The organism is Mesorhizobium calcicola (assembly GCF_042682105.1).
In the GTDB taxonomy this organism is placed as follows: Bacteria; Pseudomonadota; Alphaproteobacteria; order Rhizobiales; family Rhizobiaceae; genus Mesorhizobium; species Mesorhizobium calcicola.
Map to the genome: position 1 here is coordinate 1 of NZ_JBHUGY010000026.1, position 14,665 is coordinate 14,665.

The 14,665-nt window shown below is 61.2% G+C and carries 19 protein-coding genes and 1 pseudogene; 9 read left to right on the top strand and 11 right to left on the bottom strand.

From position 1 onward, the window contains the following. Positions 1-142 precede the first annotated feature (142 nt). The gene (locus ACFSQT_RS16000; protein ID WP_379020188.1) at positions 143-1,285 is read right to left on the bottom strand and encodes a helix-turn-helix domain-containing protein; all 1,143 of its coding nucleotides are present in this window, start codon (positions 1,283-1,285) and stop codon (positions 143-145) included. A 232-nt stretch (positions 1,286-1,517) separates the two neighbouring features. On the opposite strand from ACFSQT_RS16000, the gene ACFSQT_RS16005 reads away from it, so the two are divergent. From ACFSQT_RS16005 to ACFSQT_RS16025, 5 genes are all read left to right on the top strand, one after another. Beyond that, positions 1,518-1,820 carry a hypothetical protein gene (locus ACFSQT_RS16005; RefSeq protein ID WP_379020190.1) on the top strand — a complete coding sequence of 101 codons (303 nt, stop codon included), beginning with the start codon at positions 1,518-1,520 and terminating at the stop codon, positions 1,818-1,820. 484 nt (positions 1,821-2,304) lie between these two features. Beyond that, complete coding sequence (locus ACFSQT_RS16010; RefSeq protein WP_379020192.1) at positions 2,305-2,691, top strand: ester cyclase; 387 nt, start codon at positions 2,305-2,307, stop codon at positions 2,689-2,691. Positions 2,692-2,816: 125 nt separating this feature from the next. Further along, a complete protein-coding gene (locus ACFSQT_RS16015; RefSeq protein ID WP_379020194.1) occupies positions 2,817-3,098 on the top strand; it encodes a type II toxin-antitoxin system ParD family antitoxin in 282 nt (93 codons plus the stop codon). A 355-nt stretch (positions 3,099-3,453) separates the two neighbouring features. After that, positions 3,454-4,470 carry a YeiH family protein gene (locus tag ACFSQT_RS16020; RefSeq protein WP_379020196.1) on the top strand — a complete coding sequence of 339 codons (1,017 nt, stop codon included), beginning with the start codon at positions 3,454-3,456 and terminating at the stop codon, positions 4,468-4,470. 170 nt (positions 4,471-4,640) lie between these two features. Beyond that, positions 4,641-5,345 (top strand): DUF899 family protein, encoded by a 705-nt coding sequence (locus ACFSQT_RS16025; RefSeq protein ID WP_379020198.1) that lies wholly within the window; start codon positions 4,641-4,643, stop codon positions 5,343-5,345. A 27-nt stretch (positions 5,346-5,372) separates the two neighbouring features. Here the strand turns inward: ACFSQT_RS16025 and ACFSQT_RS16030 are convergent, their stop codons facing one another. The 5 genes from ACFSQT_RS16030 to ACFSQT_RS16050 all read right to left on the bottom strand — a co-directional run bounded on the left by ACFSQT_RS16030 (position 5,373) and on the right by ACFSQT_RS16050 (position 9,128). After that, complete coding sequence (locus ACFSQT_RS16030; protein ID WP_379020200.1) at positions 5,373-5,870, bottom strand: GAF domain-containing protein; 498 nt, start codon at positions 5,868-5,870, stop codon at positions 5,373-5,375. Positions 5,871-6,151: 281 nt separating this feature from the next. Further along, on the bottom strand, positions 6,152-6,466 hold the full coding sequence (locus ACFSQT_RS16035; RefSeq protein ID WP_379020202.1) for a GYD domain-containing protein: 315 nt from the start codon (positions 6,464-6,466) through the stop codon (positions 6,152-6,154). A gap of 284 nt (positions 6,467-6,750) precedes the next feature. After that, entirely contained in the window at positions 6,751-6,909 is a 159-nt protein-coding gene (locus ACFSQT_RS16040) for a hypothetical protein (RefSeq protein ID WP_379020204.1), read from the bottom strand. Positions 6,910-7,120: 211 nt separating this feature from the next. Further along, positions 7,121-8,752, bottom strand: a complete 1,632-nt coding sequence (groL, locus tag ACFSQT_RS16045) for a chaperonin GroEL (RefSeq protein ID WP_379020206.1) — start codon at positions 8,750-8,752, stop codon at positions 7,121-7,123. 61 nt (positions 8,753-8,813) lie between these two features. Then, positions 8,814-9,128, bottom strand: coding sequence for a co-chaperone GroES (locus ACFSQT_RS16050; RefSeq protein WP_379020208.1), 315 nt, complete (start codon positions 9,126-9,128; stop codon positions 8,814-8,816). 249 nt (positions 9,129-9,377) lie between these two features. Between ACFSQT_RS16050 and ACFSQT_RS16055 the strand changes: the two genes are divergently transcribed. Both ACFSQT_RS16055 and ACFSQT_RS16060 read left to right on the top strand, forming a co-directional pair. Continuing rightward, positions 9,378-9,632, top strand: coding sequence for a hypothetical protein (locus tag ACFSQT_RS16055; RefSeq protein WP_379020460.1), 255 nt, complete (start codon positions 9,378-9,380; stop codon positions 9,630-9,632). Continuing rightward, positions 9,629-9,895 carry a DUF1488 family protein gene (locus ACFSQT_RS16060; protein ID WP_379020210.1) on the top strand — a complete coding sequence of 89 codons (267 nt, stop codon included), beginning with the start codon at positions 9,629-9,631 and terminating at the stop codon, positions 9,893-9,895. The genes ACFSQT_RS16055 and ACFSQT_RS16060 overlap by 4 nt, the downstream gene beginning before the upstream one ends. A gap of 196 nt (positions 9,896-10,091) precedes the next feature. Here ACFSQT_RS16060 and ACFSQT_RS16065 read toward each other — a convergent pair whose 3' ends face one another. The 4 genes from ACFSQT_RS16065 to ACFSQT_RS16080 all read right to left on the bottom strand — a co-directional run bounded on the left by ACFSQT_RS16065 (position 10,092) and on the right by ACFSQT_RS16080 (position 12,013). Further along, positions 10,092-10,265 carry a DUF6500 family protein gene (locus tag ACFSQT_RS16065; protein ID WP_379020462.1) on the bottom strand — a complete coding sequence of 58 codons (174 nt, stop codon included), beginning with the start codon at positions 10,263-10,265 and terminating at the stop codon, positions 10,092-10,094. A 115-nt stretch (positions 10,266-10,380) separates the two neighbouring features. Beyond that, positions 10,381-10,572, bottom strand: coding sequence for a hypothetical protein (locus ACFSQT_RS16070; protein ID WP_379020212.1), 192 nt, complete (start codon positions 10,570-10,572; stop codon positions 10,381-10,383). Between the two features lie 5 nt (positions 10,573-10,577). Beyond that, the gene (locus tag ACFSQT_RS16075) at positions 10,578-10,841 is read right to left on the bottom strand and encodes a hypothetical protein (RefSeq protein WP_379020214.1); all 264 of its coding nucleotides are present in this window, start codon (positions 10,839-10,841) and stop codon (positions 10,578-10,580) included. A 107-nt stretch (positions 10,842-10,948) separates the two neighbouring features. Continuing rightward, positions 10,949-12,013, bottom strand: a complete 1,065-nt coding sequence (locus ACFSQT_RS16080) for a diguanylate cyclase domain-containing protein (RefSeq protein WP_379020216.1) — start codon at positions 12,011-12,013, stop codon at positions 10,949-10,951. Positions 12,014-12,281: 268 nt separating this feature from the next. Between ACFSQT_RS16080 and ACFSQT_RS16085 the strand changes: the two are divergent. Further along, a pseudogene (locus tag ACFSQT_RS16085) lies at positions 12,282-13,312 on the top strand (LacI family DNA-binding transcriptional regulator); the annotation flags it as partial. Positions 13,313-13,659: 347 nt separating this feature from the next. Further along, positions 13,660-13,980, top strand: a complete 321-nt coding sequence (locus tag ACFSQT_RS16095; protein ID WP_379020218.1) for a hypothetical protein — start codon at positions 13,660-13,662, stop codon at positions 13,978-13,980. A gap of 218 nt (positions 13,981-14,198) precedes the next feature. On the opposite strand, the gene ACFSQT_RS16100 is transcribed toward ACFSQT_RS16095, so the two are convergent. Further along, a complete protein-coding gene (locus ACFSQT_RS16100) occupies positions 14,199-14,501 on the bottom strand; it encodes a LacI family DNA-binding transcriptional regulator (protein ID WP_379020466.1) in 303 nt (100 codons plus the stop codon). Between the last annotated feature and the right edge of the window lie 164 nt (positions 14,502-14,665).

The following is a 14,665-nucleotide window of genomic DNA, read 5'->3' on the forward strand; positions in this document are numbered from 1 at the left end:
GTGAATTGACGGGAATCAGCTATGTGATTGATGGCCCGGTGGACGCGATACGAAGATATTGTGATCCATGAGGCAGTGTAGCCTTCCCCGCCCCCGTCAAGCCTCTCTTGAGCCCGGCCGTTCAGCATCGCCGATCCCGCATTCAGTTTCCGAGCGCTTTGAGCCAACCTTCAAAGGAAGAGGCCTTCTCGTGTCCAGCAAGCGAAACAGAGTGGGCGGGGCGCGGCAAAACCACGGTACTGCGGCCTTCGCGGGGGCTGTAACCGAATTCCTTGCTGAATGCGCGGCTGAAATTAGCCGCCGAACTGAACCCGAAGGCTTCAGCGATTTCAACGATGCGCCGCCTGTCCGCCGGATCGCTAAGCGCAATATGGGCTGCCAGAAGGCGACGACTTTGTATGTAATGGAGAACACCACCGCTCGGTTCGAACAACTGATAGAGACGGGAGCGCGAGACGCCGAGCGCCCGGCACATTGAATCCGGCGTCAGATGAGCCGCATCCAGATTGTTTTGGACGTATCGACGCGCTCGCTCCATCAGCGCGACACTCGCCAATTGTTCGGCGGCCGCTGCATGTTCCGCCGGAGGCGCGAGGCAGGCAATGATCATGCTGCGTGTTGCGTGTACGATGCGGGGCAGATCATCAGCCGTGAGACTGCGCAGGCTTGCTTCGATGCTGTTGATGTAGTCGACCAGAAGGTTGGCAAAGTTGCCGGACAGAATTGAATTGTTCCTTGCGTCGAGGTTTGCCGCCGCATCAGAGAACAAATCACGCGGCAGATAGAGAAAGAGACTTTCGGAGTCCGTCGTCCTCCCGCGAAACGGGTAGCCAAGCGATCTGATCTCCAATTTGCCCGGCTGGCCTTCCGCAATGCGGCGATCGACCTCCGTCCACGACTGGCCGGTATGTGGCAAGACGAAATACCAGTGATCGATCGCGCTGGACCGAAGCTTCGCGGCGGAACGGATGTAACTATGTGCCGGTGCGTGCTGTTGAACGATCAGCATGCCGCCGAGGTTCCAGGTCGTGTGGTCGGCGGGAAAGCCGTCGTCCAGCGATTTGTCATCCGGCAACCTGACCTCGACAAGAGGCGCCATATGCGCTTGCCAAGCGGCGAATTGATCCCGCGGCGCCAGGTCGCGCGTTGAAAAGGGCAGAGGTTCGAGCGCCGGCGCGAGCAACGGAGCAACCTCATTGTGAGGTTGAGCGTCGCGCGGCCAACGACGTCGATCATGGTCCAGCGACTGCCTCGCAGGGGCCTTGCCTTGCCTTTTAGCGTCCATCGCGTGGTGCCATATCCGATTCCGGTATGCCCATGCCCCTCGCAATCATGTGGTGTAACCCGGGCATCTGGCAAGACCGGCGGAACTCAAGCCGACTAAAACGGCGATCACGCTGGATTACAGTAAGAAATGCATGCCGAGATAAGTTTCTGGATGCGACGCTAACGACACTCTTCAGCATGGTGCCTATAGAATCGGGCATCTTGAAATCGTAGTTGAGGAGGTCGCCGAAATGAACACAAAGCTCAACAGCGAAGCTCGTCGCAAAATAATTCTTGAAGGATACGGCAACAACGAGCCACTGAAAGAGATCGCGGCAAAGGTGGGATGCTCACTGGCCAGTTTGAAAGTCACCGCCAGTAAACTCGGTTGCACTCGAACTCCGAAAGAGGCGGCGGAATTTCGGCGCGGCTTTCATGTCCCCGAACACAAATGGCAGGATTACCGGCAACTTATGATTGCTGGGCAGTATAAAGCTCGTGAGTGCGCGCTGATCTTGGGGCTCATAACACAGAATTCATCAGGCGGCGAGTAACCCGTTTCCAATACACTATCGACGATATTGTCACTTGAGCAGTCCATCGCCTCAGCGGTTCATCAGCAAAAAGCCCGCTGCAAGCACGGGCGGCTGGCCCCGAAAGGTTCGCACAGATGCTGCGTCAACGTTCCAATAGCACCTGCATGTGCCCTCACGATCTGGCGATTTGCCAACGCGTGTTCGATCAGGTCTGCGCGGATGAGAATCTCGACCCTTTGGACCCGGACGCTGAAATCTTGGCGGAGATGGTCGTGGCCATTTTTCGAAATGCTCACACCAGCGAGCACGAACTGCTGGAGGCGGTCAGGTCTCATCGGCGAAAGATCACGGGAAACGGGCATTAGTGCATGCCGCCCAAAACGACGCACCAAAAGGACGCGGCGGTTTTGGTACAACGACATGGATAAAGCAACAACCCAAGGCGCGTCGCACGAATCCGTTCAGTCGTTCGCATGAGCATAAATCCATCGGAGCAATCGCCGTGACCGACACCGATCTTACCGACACCTATCTCGGCTACATCGTGTGCCTCAACAATCAGGACTGGCGAAATCTCCATCGGTTCGTTCATGACGAGGTGCACTACAATGGCGACCGGATCGGCCTGTCGGGCTATCGCGAGATGCTGGAGCGGGATTTCTCTGAAATCCCCGACCTCCATTTCGACATCCAACTGCTGATCTCCGATACGCCTTTCATGGCGAGCCGGCTTCAATTCAACTGCACGCCGAGCGGAAATTTCCTTGGCCTGCCCGTCAACGGCAGGAAAGTCTCCTTCAGCGAGAACGTCTTCTATGAATTTCTCGACGGCAGGATCCGGCATGTCTGGTCGATCATCGACAAGGCGGCCATCGAGGCTCAGCTTTGATAGTATGTCGCGGCGCGCGGCACCGCCGCTTTGCCAGGCGAAGGCATCGTGAAGCATGCGAGCTATCCATGCCCTTGCAGCCGGTAGTAAACTTGCCTACCTTGTGTACGCAGGAGAACATGCACATGGCGAACGTCGAGAAAGTGAGCGTTGCCCTCACCCCTGAGATGGCAGCCATGATGCGCAAAGTCGTCGCGGCGGGCGAATACGCCTCGGCGAGCGAAGTCATGCGTGAGGCGTTACGCGAGTGGAAGTTTCGTCGGACGCAGCGCGATCAGGCCGTCGACGAGTTGGGCCGGCTTTGGGACGAAGGCATGGCAAGCGGCAACGCTGTCGACGGCCGCGAAGCCTTCGCCCGGATTAAAAGCAAGCTCGATGCGAAGATATCCGCGCGCAAGTCGCGATGACGCTGCGCTTACGGCCGGAAGCCGAAGCGAAAATCGAGGCCATCGTGGGAAATTACCTGATCCTGTATCGCCAGATCTAAGACGGCGCGGAGATCGTGCGTGTCGTTCATGGCGCACGGCAGTGGCAAGAATTGCTGTAGCCGCCGGTTTGTACGGTTTCGGCCCGGTGCTCCGGCAAGAAGGGCGGCGCCAGCTTCTAAAATGATCCGATACATCGTTCGTAAAAATCGATCATTCTAACGAAAATAATTCGTTGGAAAGATCGGTTCGGGAATGGCATTCCTCCAGCGTACTCGACTGGAGCATTGCATTGTCTTTCCTTACCCACATCGCGAACGATATTCCGAAAAGCCTGATGTCCGCCGAATTCGCCCAAAGGCGAAACTCGCTCAATTCGGTATGGATCGGCATCGTGCCCGGCATCGTGCTGGTCGCGATGATGTCAGGTGTCGCCTTCTCGGCCCGCAATGTCTCCGGCTTCGCTTTGTTCAGCCCGATGATCCTCGCCGTCGTCGCCGGCATGATCTATTCCAATGTGCTCGGCACGCCCGCCCACGCCAGGGCCGGCATCGCCTTTTCGCAGCGCCGGCTGCTGCGCTTCGCCATCGTGCTGCTCGGTTTCCAGTTGACGCTTGGCCAGGTGGTGTCGATCGGCGCCGGCGGCGTCGGCATCGTGGCGCTGACGCTTGGCTCCACCTTCCTCTTCACCATCACGCTCGGCCGGCTCATCGGCGTCGACGCCAAGCTGGCGCAACTGATCGCCGCCGGCACCTCGATCTGCGGCGCCTCGGCCATCGTCGCCACCAACATCGTCACCGACGCGCGCGATGAGGACGTCACCTACGCCGTCGCCTCGATCACTTTGTTTGGCACCGTCGCCATGCTTGGTTTCCCGCTGCTGGCGCCATTGCTCGGCCTCGACCAGCACGCTTTCGGCCTGTGGGCCGGCGCCTCGATCCATGAGGTGGCGCAAGTCATCGGCGCCGGCTTCCAGAACGGCACCCAGTCCGGCGAGATCGCCACCGTCGCCAAGCTGACCCGCGTCGCCATGCTGGCGCCGATGGTGATCGCGCTCGGCCTGATGGCGCGCCGCAAGAGCAGCAATCAGTCGGCGGCTCGGCCGCCCATGCCATGGTTTGTCGCCGCTTTCGTCGCGGTCGTGGCTTTGAACAGCCTGGTCACTGTACCGCCCGAGGTGAAGTCGGCAATGGCGCTCGCCACCACCATCATGCTGACCATGGGGCTGGCCGCCATGGGCTTGCAGGCCGACATTTCGCAACTGCGCTCGCGCGGCCTGCGCCCGCTGGCGCTGGCCTTCTTGGCCTTCCTGTTCGTCGGCTGCTTCAGCCTGATGCTGGTGAAGTTCGTCTGAGGCGCTCTGCAATTCAGGTTCCTCCAGAACCGGGTGGCAGCCTTCACCACGCGCCAATCCGACGGCATCGACGTCAGCCGGCATTCTGCTCCGCGCTGTCAGGAGGATGGTTGACTTCGGAGCCTGCTGCCCAAATTTGCTGTGGTACGACAGCATTTGGAGGATTTGCGATGAACATCGCCACACCAAAGGCCGCCGACAAGCTGGCGGAAAAAGCGCGGACACCGTTTCCCGGCGCGAGCGACGAGTATCGAAAAGCCCGTCAGGCACTGCTGAAGGACGAGATCGAATTCCGTCGACACATGACCGAGGTGACGGAACGGCGCCGACGCCTTCCGGACGGACCTGTCATCGAAACAAACTATCGCTTCAAGGACGCCAACGGCACGGACCTCGGGCTTCTCGAACTGTTCGGCGACAAGGACGCACTCGTGACCTATTTCTGGATGTTCGGACCGGAGCGCGCGCGTCCGTGCCCGATGTGCACGAACTGGTTGGGTGCGGTGAACGGAAACGCTGCTGATATTAAGCAGCGCGTCGCCCTGAAAATCCTCGGACGCAGCCCAGTCGAGCGACAGATCGCATTCGCGCAGGAGCGAGGTTGGCGCGATCTGGATTTCGTCCAGACAGTGGGCGACACCTATGCCAACGATCTCGGGCTGATCAACACCGATGGCAGCGAAAATCCTGCCCTGGTCGTGTTCAAACGCGACGGCGAGCGCGTGCGCCTCTTTTGGGCGAGCGAGATGTCGGCGGAAATGGCTGACCCCGGTCAGGACCCTCGCGACGCACCCGATATCGCATCGCTCTGGTCGATCCTCGACCTTACCCCGGGCGGGCGTGGAACGGACTGGTATCCGAAACTCAGCTATTAGAACTTGGTGTTCCTAACGTCTTGTTGCCTAATCCTCGAGCGAACTCGCGGCGGCGTAGATCGCCGCCAGCGTCTCGATGCCGGCCTGGTCGGCCTTGTCGAAACGGCCGGGCAAAGGGCTGTCGAGATCGAGCACGCCGAAGACGCCGTCATCGTCCTCGAGCAGCACGACCAGCTCCGAGCGCGAGTCTGCATCGCAGGCGATATGGCCGGGGAAATCGTGCACGTCCTTGATCAGCATCGAGGTGCCGAGTTCGACCGCGGTTCCGCAGACGCCCTTGCCGACTGCGATGCGCACGCAGGCCGGTTTGCCCTGGAAGGGGCCGAGCACCATTTCCTCGTCGGATTGCAGGAAATAGAAACCGGCCCAGTTGAGGTCCGGCACCATCTGGAAGATTAGCGCGGCGGTGTTGGCGGCGTTGGCGATCGAATCGCGCTCGCCGTCGAGCAGCGCCTTCAGCTGCGTGGCGAGGTCGCGGTAGAACGCGGCCTTGTCCGAAGTGTCGATGGCCTTGGCCGCAAACATCACTTGTCTCCGTGCTCAGAATCGCGGTTCCGCTTCCGCAAACTCCCTGCACCAAACCACCACCGGACGATACTAGAGCAATTCCAGGAAAAGTGTGAAACGGTTTTCCGTCCGGAATTGCGTCAAAACAAAGAGTTAGAGCAGTTCACCCGTTTCCGTGAAACGGGTGAACTGCTCTAGCGTCAATTCCGATCGCCGCGAAGGTCGGAAGAAGATGCCCTGTGCGGCAGCACGGCACGTCCATCGAACCGTGCTGCCTTGATCAAGAAGGGTAAAATCCATTAGCCGGCGGGTTTGTACGCGCCAGCAGCCTTGTTGGCAGCCGCGAGCACTGCCTTCATGTCGAGTTCTTCCAGTACAACGAGCTCGGTCAGCGAGCCGCTCGCCCGCACCGCAAGGGTTAAGCCCATCCCCGCGGACTGGTCCGGCACCTCGCCATTGACGACGACGTCATAGATGCCGCGCGTGAACATCAAGCTGGTCACCGTGCCGCCAACGCTTTCAAAAAGCGCCTTGACCGCAGCTTGCCTGTCCGAACCTTGCATCAGTCCCTTGGCGGCATGAGGCGCATAGTTTGCCATTATGGTCACTTTCATGGCTATTCCTCCAAATGTCATTGTCTCGTGGCTGCCCGACAATTCGAGCGGCACCGAGTGATTTTTTTCGGTAGCGATTGCAGGCGCCCTTGGACGCCCAGGCAGCCAAGGGCCACTGCCCGCAAAATATGCGCTGTAGCTAATATAATGACAATACCGGACACGCCGATACCGACGACAGGACGTGCCTGGCTGGACCACGCTCGGCCGGAGCGATGGGTTCGCGCGGCTGACGCGCGATGTGGTGCTGGCGCTGTGTGGACGGCAGCGGCGGCGCCGCAGGTTCACATCGGACGCTTGGGTTCGCTCTTTGATGGCGTTGCCGTATCGGAATCGGATTTCTTGTGCTTGTCAGCGGCAATCCTGCGGATGCGGTCGAAGCGGCTTTCCTCGGTGATTTCGGTCGTAACGACCGTCTCTGGCTTCTGCACGAACGTGATCATGGATCCGTCTCCTGGGCTAGAGGCCTGCGCGCCGGGGGAGACCGCCCCCGGCGGTAGTCGTCCCGATTCTTTTAGAAGAACCGGCGTGGCAGATTCAGGTCAGGCCGAGTCGAAAACGGTGGATTCCGAGAACCGGAGCGGAGCGTACTTTTCGTACGTGAGCACCGGAAGCACAGGAAACCGCCGTTGCAGGCCGGCATCACCTGAATCTTTAGTAGCCGCCCATGCCACCGCCGCCACCGCCCGCAGGTGCGGCATCCTTGGCCGGGATATCGGTGATCATGGCTTCAGCCGTGATCAAAAGGGCCGCGATCGAGCCGGCGTCCTGCAGTGCGGTGCGCACCACTTTCGCCGGGTCGACGATGCCCGCCTTGATCATGTCGACATAGACCTCGTTCTGGGCGTCGAAGCCCTGATTGTGGTCCTTGCTGTCGGTGAGCTTGCCGACGACGATCGAGCCTTCGACACCGGAATTCTCGGCGATCTGGCGGATCGGCGCTTCAAGCGCCCTGAGCACGATGGAGATGCCAGCGGTGACATCTTCGTTGGCGCCGGTCAGGCCGGCAAGCGCCGACCTTGCGCGCAGCAGAGCCACGCCGCCGCCGGGCACGATGCCTTCTTCGACCGCCGCACGCGTCGCATTCAGCGCGTCGTCGACTCGGTCCTTCTTTTCCTTGACTTCCGACTCAGTGGCACCGCCGACGCGAATGACGGCAACGCCTCCGGAGAGCTTGGCCAGCCGCTCCTGCAGCTTTTCCTTGTCATAGTCGGAGGTGGTCTCCTCGATCTGGCCCTTGATCTGGGCGACGCGCGCCTGGATGGTTGCCTTGGTGCCGGCGCCGTCGATGATCGTGGTGGTGTCCTTCTCGATCAGCACGCGCTTGGCGCGGCCGAGCATCTCGAGGGTGACGTTTTCGAGCTTGATGCCGAGATCCTCGGAGATCATCTGGCCTGATGTGAGCACCGCGATATCTTCCAGCATCGCCTTGCGGCGATCGCCGAAGCCCGGCGCCTTGACGGCCGCGACCTTGAGGCCGCCGCGCAGCTTGTTGACGACCAGCGTGGCGAGCGCCTCGCCTTCGACGTCTTCCGAGATGATCAGCAGCGGCTTGCCGCTCTGCACCACCGCTTCGAGGATCGGCAGCATCGCCTGCAGATTGCCGAGCTTCTTCTCGTGGATGAGCACGTAGGGCTCTTCGAGCTCGACGCGCATCTTGTCGGCATTGGTGACGAAATAGGGGGAGAGATAGCCGCGGTCGAACTGCATGCCCTCGACGACGTCGAGTTCGGTGTCGGCGGTCTTGGCTTCCTCGACAGTGATGACGCCATCATTGCCGACCTTGTCCATCGCCTTGGCGATCATCTCGCCGACGCTGGCATCGCCATTGGCAGCGATGGTACCGACCTGCGCGATCTCGGCCGACGATTTGACCTTCTTGGCCCGCGCCTTGATTTCCCCAACCACGGCGGTGACCGCCTGGTCGATGCCGCGCTTCAAATCCATCGGGTTCATGCCGGCGGCGACCAGCTTGGCGCCTTCGCGCAGGATCGAGGCGGCCAGCACCGTGGCGGTGGTTGTGCCGTCGCCGGCGAGGTCGTTGGTCTTCGAGGCCACTTCGCGCACCATCTGCGCGCCCATGTTCTCGAACTTGTCGGCAAGCTCGATCTCCTTGGCGACGGTGACGCCATCCTTGGTGATGCGCGGCGCACCATAGGCCTTGTCGATGATGACGTTGCGGCCCTTGGGGCCGAGCGTGACCTTCACAGCATTGTTGAGGATATCGACGCCGCGCAGCATGCGGTCGCGCGCATCAGTGGAGAATTTGATTTCCTTGGCAGACATTTTTTTATCCAGTTCGAATTTGGAGTGGATCAGTCGCCGCGCGGAGCGCGTGGCGCTCCAGTCAGGCGGCCTTCTTGGCTTCAACGGCCTTCTCGATGACGCCCATGATATCGGCTTCCTTCATGATCAGCAGGTCCTCGCCGTCGATCTTGACCTCGGTGCCCGACCATTTGCCGAACAGGATGAAGTCGCCGGCCTTGACGTCGAGTGCGATCAGCGCGCCGCTTTCGTCGCGCGCACCCGGGCCGACGGCGATGACTTCGCCTTCCTGTGGCTTTTCCTTGGCATTGTCGGGAATGATTATGCCGCCCTTGGATTTGGTATCGCCTTCAGCGCGACGAATGACAACGCGGTCGTGGAGTGGCCGAAATTTCATGGGAACTTCTTTCTGGGGCCGACACAGGCGGCCACGCCCCTCCTATATAGGCGCGTTGGCACTCGATAGATAGGAGTGCCAAAAATTATTCGCGGCCGGAATTAAATATTCAAAAGTATTATTTCGGGACCCGGTTTCGTGGTATCGCCGATTGGTCAAATAATTCAAAAAATTGAATTTTGCCGATTGAGTGCCTATTTATCGGACAAGTTCGTTTTCACGATTTCAGGCACAAGGGAGATTTCTTCGATGGCCGAAGGCAATCAGACGATCATGGAAAAAGCTGAAGCCCGCTTTGTCGACAAGCAGAAGAAAACGGCGGAGCGCAACAAGGCAACCGCCGAGTATATGTCCGAGGCTCGGGCCAGGGAGATCAAGACGGCGAGGCTGAGGGAGCTGCGGCTGGCCAAGGAAGAGGCCGACCGCGTCGCCGAAGAGCTGAATCCGACACCGAAGAAGAAGCGGGTGGTCAAGAAGGCCACCGCGACCGAGGTGAAGACATGAGCCTGACATTCCCAAACCGCAGCCGCAGCTATGACGAAGCCGGCAAACGCATTCGCTTCGTCGGCCATGACGGCATGTTTCAGATTTCCTTCTCCGTCGCCGCCGATGCCATGACCAGGATGCAGCCGGCAACCGCGGCCAATGAAGCCGGCTACCTCGCCACATTCGACACGCAGAGCAGCGCCATCCGCGACGTGGCGTCGAAGGCCTACGACCGCACCCACAAGAGCATGTATGTGCTGACGGCCGCCGATTTCGGCTGATCAGCCTAAGGTCTGTTGAGGTTCAGGTCAGGCCAAGTCGGAAATGTTTCCGAGAACGTACTTTTCGTAGGTGAGCACCGGAAGCACAGGTGTCAGCCATTTGCAGGCCGGCCTCACCTGAATATCAACAGACCTTAATGCATGTCGCTCAAAAATGACCCCGGTTTTGAGACGACGACATGCACGGAAACGAAGATCAAAGATCCATCTTCTCGACCATCGTGCGTATCTTTTCAGCTTTTTCAAAATGGTCGAGGCGGTGGGTTCTGATCCACCATTCGGCGGCTTCCATCAAGAGTTCGGGGTCGTCGTTCCTGTTGGCGAAGAACGCATAGAACGACAGGCCGACGCCAGGCCCTTTCTCGGAAATCTTGCGGTCTCAGACCTCCAGTATCTTCTGCTTCAGGCTGGCTCTCACGGGAATCCTCCGGTTTGCGGTGCGGCGGGCTCTTTTGCCAGTGGCAAGGCGCTGCCCTCGGACAGGGTCAGGGCTTGCGCTCCGCCCGCTCCCGGCGCTTGACGTCGCGGACATTCATCTGCACGACCATGTCCTCGGCCTCACGCGGATCCATCCCGACCATCACCTTTTGCCGGATCACGGCAGGCTGGCCGGTGAAGACATCGACGATGGTCCAACTCTGGGGAAGCACCATGCGCAGCGTGTAGCGATTGGCCATGCCGGTCAGCCCTGCATCATGAAAAACACCGCGGCCAGGATCAGCACCGTCCAGGCGATGATCGACAGCTTCAGCACCATGCCGCCATGCACGGCCAGAAACTCCCGCAGCCGCGACGCGACACCTGCCGACGAGACCGGCGCCGTAACAGTGGCGACAGGCGCCTTGACGCCAAGTTTTCCGAACACAGGCAGCAGCGACGGTTCACGCACGAAAATGACCTCGAATGTCGGGAAGGAGCCGGAGCAAGGAAGCTCGCTTGCCTTCATAGCACCCTTTCGCAAACGCCTGCATGCCAAATACAGATACGGACTGCATTGTTGAAAGATTCGCAGGCCCCCCCGGCGGCGCCGTACGACAAGCTGCAGCTTAGCCCTCAGGCCGCGGCACTGCGGCCTTTCGCGGCGCCCTCCAGCTTGAATATCCGGAACGTGTTGCGCCCTGCCGCCTTGGCGGCGTAGAGCGCAGTGTCGGCCCGCATGAACAGGTCGCATGGCGCGACCGCGTCGGCGAAGGCGATGCCGATCGAGGCGCCGAGCCGGAGCGACTGGCCGCAGGCCGCGACCGGCTTGCCCATCGCCTCGATGATGTGGCGCGCCAGGCCGGAGACCGCGCCGCGGTCGAGATGCGGGCCGAGCAGCACCGCGAACTCGTCGCCGCCGACGCGCGCCACCAGATCCGCCTCGCCGCATCCATCGGCAAGCCGTTTAGCCGCCTCCTTCAGGCATTCATCGCCGACAACATGGCCGAACGTATCGTTGACGGCCTTGAAGCCGTCGAGATCGATCAGCAGCAGCGCGCCAAGCGGGCGACTCTCGTCCACATGCGCAAGCCGCGCCTGGAAGCGGCCGCGGTTGGCCAGGCCCGTCATGACGTCATATTCGGCAAGATAACGCATCCGGTCCGACAGGATCTTCTCCTCGGTGATGTCCTGCTTCATGCCGAAGATGCGCACGGGAACGCCATCCTCGCACTCGACGGTCGCGGTGATGCGGATCCAGCGGCTACGGCCGGCAAAGGTGGTGATCTCGGCATCGAGGGTGAAGCCGCTGCGCTCGGCGATCGCGCGGCCGCGCATCGTGTCCAGCGCCTTGCGCGACTCCGCCGGGTAGCACTTGATGATCTCCGAGCGATCGAGCACCGAGCCGCGCGGCAGGTCGAACAGGTCATAGACCACATCGGTCCAGGTAAGCTGCTCGCCGGGCAGGCTGCATTCCCACACGCCGAGGCGCGCCGCGGCCGAAGCGCGGTCGAAGATCTTGCGGCTATGAGCCAGCGAAAGCTCCTGCCTGGCGATCAGTGCGGCCTGCGCCGCGAGTTCCGCCTTGAGCCTGGCGATGGTGGCTGCCTCGCGGCGCTCGCCGGAGCTGTCGTGCCCTGCCCGCCTGCCGGGCAGCGAGGGCCGCGCCGGGCCTTTCGGACTGTAGGGCATATCGGACATATCGAGGCTCTGCTGTCTTGGCGGGAGACCACAATGGCGCGCAAGCGATTAACACTTCGCTGACGGTTGCCCGGCTTGCCCGCGAATGCCGCGAAAATCCCGTCCCATGAACGGCTGCAATTTTTCCCTTGAATAGGCCTCGGATGTAGCCTAGCCTTGATTTGAGAAAAGGTTTTTCCAAACAGTTTTGACCGGGTTGGCCGCGAGGCCGACCATTTCTCCGGACTGTAAGAGAAAACCTTTTCCCAGCTAAGGGTTCCTCGACGCGATGGCATCGGACGATCAGCCTCTCCAGGTCTTTGCCAAGCCGGTCACCTTGCGTGACGTGGCCGCGCAGGCCGGCGTCAGCGTCGCCACCGCCTCGAAGGCGCTCAACGATCAGGGGCGCATGACCGCCGAGACGCGCGAGCGCATTCGCGAGACGGCCCGGCGTCTTGGCTTCCGGCCCAACAGCCTGGCGCAGAGCCTGCTCAGGCGGCGCAGCTTCACCGTCGGCCTGCTCACCAACGATACCTATGGCCGCTTCTCGCTGCCGCTGATGTCGGGCATTTCGGACGCGCTGGTCGACAATGGCGTCTCGGTGTTCCTGTGCAATGTCGAGGAGGATCCGCGCCTTGGCCAGTTGCATGTCGATGCCATGCTCGACAAGCGCGTCGACGGCATCATCGCCACCGGCAAGCGCATCGACCGCCATCTGCCGGTCGACCTCGGCAATCTGCGCGTCCCGGTGATCTATGCCTTCACCCAGCCCGATCCCGACGCCATCGCTTTCGTCTCGGACGATGCCGGCGGCGCGCGGCTGGCGGTCGAGCATCTGTGCCGGCTCGGCCGCAAGCGCATCGCGCATGTAACGGGGCCAGCGAGCTTCGCCGTGGTGCATGCGCGGGCGCAGGCCTATCGCGACGTGCTGAGCGAAAACGGCTTGCCAGTCACCGAGCCGCTGCTCGGATCCTGGTCGGAAGCCTGGGGCCACGAGGCGGTGGCGCAACTGTTCGACAGCAAGACTGAAAGGCCGGACGGCGTCTTCTGCGGCAACGACCAGATCGCGCCGCGGCGTCATCGATGCCTTGCGCGAGCGCGGCCTCGGCGTCCCCGGCGATGTCGGCGTCATCGGTTTCGACAATTGGGAGATCGTGGCCGAGGCGACGCGCCCGCCGCTGACCTCGGTCGACATGAACCTGGTCGCACTCGGGCGCGAGGCGGGGCTGACCCTGCTTTCGCTGGTCGGCGGCCAGCCCGCCGCGCCGGGCATTCGAAAAACTGCCGTGCCGGCTGGTGGTGCGGCAGTCATGCGGCCAAAACACAGGTTCATGCTATTCTCCTCTTTCCAGTCCTGAAACCTACGAGGACAGGTTGTTGTATCTGTTAGAGAAGAAAAGAGTATCGCATAAGAGCGACAAACAACACGAGACTGTGTGAGATAAATTAAGGAGAAGATCATGACTGGCCGCATCACATGAAGCCGGCACGGCAGTTTCGAATGCCGGGCAGCAGGCGGGCTGCCGCCGAACCAGCGAAAGGGAACATGGGAAGGGGTCACCTCATGCACCCGCCATCGACAAGAAACACACCTGAGTGTGCGGACCAAGGTTCATGTCTGACCGAGGTCAGAGCGGCGGGCGCGTCGCCCGGCCACGATCTCCCAATTGTCGAAAACCGATGACGCCGACATCGCCGGGGACGCCGAGGCCGCGCGCTCGCTGGCCAGGCACATCGATGACGCCGCGCGCGATCTGGTCGTGCCGCAGAAGACGCCGTCCGGCCTTTCAGTTCTTGCTGTCGAACAGTTGCGCCCACCTGCCTCGTGGGGCCCCAGGCTTCCGCCAGGATCCGAGCAGCGCTCGAGTGACTGCAAGCCGTTTTCGCTCAGCACGTCTGCGATAAGCCTGACGCCGCGCATGCACACGGCGAGCTCGCTGGCCCGGTACATGCGCGATGCGCTTGCTGGCCTGAGCGGCTTACAGTAGCTTTTGCGACGCCAGTCCGCGCGCCGCCGGCATCGTCGAGACGAAAGCGATGGGCGTCTTTGTTTTGTTTGCTGAGCTGGGTGGAGGGACATAGCTCTACCGGGACGCGCAGCTTGCCGAGGTCGACGGCAGATGGACGGCTACGACATAAAAGCGCTGTGCCGGCTGGCGATGATGCCGTCGCGACGCGCTTGTCGAGCAATGGCATCGACATGCAACTAGGCCACACGGCGCGATCCTCCTCGACATGGCACAGGAACACCGAGACGCATTGTCGACCAGCAGCGTCCGGAAAGCCCGACATTCAGCGGCAGCGCAGAAGCGGCCATAGGTATCGTGCGTGAGCAGGACCGACGCGTGAAGCTGCGCCGCCTGAGACAGGCTCTGCGACGAGGCTGTTGGGCGGAGCCAAGACGCCGGGCCGTCTCGCGAATGCGCTCGCGCGTCTCGGCGGTCATGCGCCCCTGATCGTTGAGCGCCTTCGAGGCGGTGGCGACGCTGACGCCGGCCTGCGCGGCCACGTCACGCAAGGTGGACCGGCTTGGCAAAGACCTGGAGAGGCTGATCGTCCGATGCCATCGCGTCGAGGAACCTTAGTGGGAAAAGGTTTTCTTACAGTCCGGAGAAATGGTCGGCCTCGCGGCCAACCCGGTCAAAAAACTGTTTGGAAAAACCTTTTCTCAAA

Excerpts from the sequence above, each read along its gene's own strand:
- ACFSQT_RS16050 (WP_379020208.1), bottom strand. The coding sequence starts at position 9,128 with ATGAAATTTCGGCCACTCCACGACCGCGTTGTCATTCGTCGCGCTGAA.
- ACFSQT_RS16015 (WP_379020194.1), top strand. The coding sequence starts at position 2,817 with ATGGCGAACGTCGAGAAAGTGAGCGTTGCCCTCACCCCTGAGATGGCA.
- ACFSQT_RS16070 (WP_379020212.1), bottom strand. The coding sequence starts at position 10,572 with ATGGCCAATCGCTACACGCTGCGCATGGTGCTTCCCCAGAGTTGGACC.
- ACFSQT_RS16075 (WP_379020214.1), bottom strand. The coding sequence starts at position 10,841 with ATGAAGGCAAGCGAGCTTCCTTGCTCCGGCTCCTTCCCGACATTCGAG.
- ACFSQT_RS16005 (WP_379020190.1), top strand. The coding sequence starts at position 1,518 with ATGAACACAAAGCTCAACAGCGAAGCTCGTCGCAAAATAATTCTTGAA.
- groL (WP_379020206.1), bottom strand. The coding sequence starts at position 8,752 with ATGTCTGCCAAGGAAATCAAATTCTCCACTGATGCGCGCGACCGCATG.
- ACFSQT_RS16055 (WP_379020460.1), top strand. The coding sequence starts at position 9,378 with ATGGCCGAAGGCAATCAGACGATCATGGAAAAAGCTGAAGCCCGCTTT.
- ACFSQT_RS16060 (WP_379020210.1), top strand. The coding sequence starts at position 9,629 with ATGAGCCTGACATTCCCAAACCGCAGCCGCAGCTATGACGAAGCCGGC.
- ACFSQT_RS16020 (WP_379020196.1), top strand. The coding sequence starts at position 3,454 with ATGTCCGCCGAATTCGCCCAAAGGCGAAACTCGCTCAATTCGGTATGG.
- ACFSQT_RS16035 (WP_379020202.1), bottom strand. The coding sequence starts at position 6,466 with ATGAAAGTGACCATAATGGCAAACTATGCGCCTCATGCCGCCAAGGGA.
- ACFSQT_RS16030 (WP_379020200.1), bottom strand. The coding sequence starts at position 5,870 with ATGTTTGCGGCCAAGGCCATCGACACTTCGGACAAGGCCGCGTTCTAC.
- ACFSQT_RS16080 (WP_379020216.1), bottom strand. The coding sequence starts at position 12,013 with ATGTCCGATATGCCCTACAGTCCGAAAGGCCCGGCGCGGCCCTCGCTG.
- ACFSQT_RS16040 (WP_379020204.1), bottom strand. The coding sequence starts at position 6,909 with ATGATCACGTTCGTGCAGAAGCCAGAGACGGTCGTTACGACCGAAATC.
- ACFSQT_RS16025 (WP_379020198.1), top strand. The coding sequence starts at position 4,641 with ATGAACATCGCCACACCAAAGGCCGCCGACAAGCTGGCGGAAAAAGCG.
- ACFSQT_RS16000 (WP_379020188.1), bottom strand. The coding sequence starts at position 1,285 with ATGGACGCTAAAAGGCAAGGCAAGGCCCCTGCGAGGCAGTCGCTGGAC.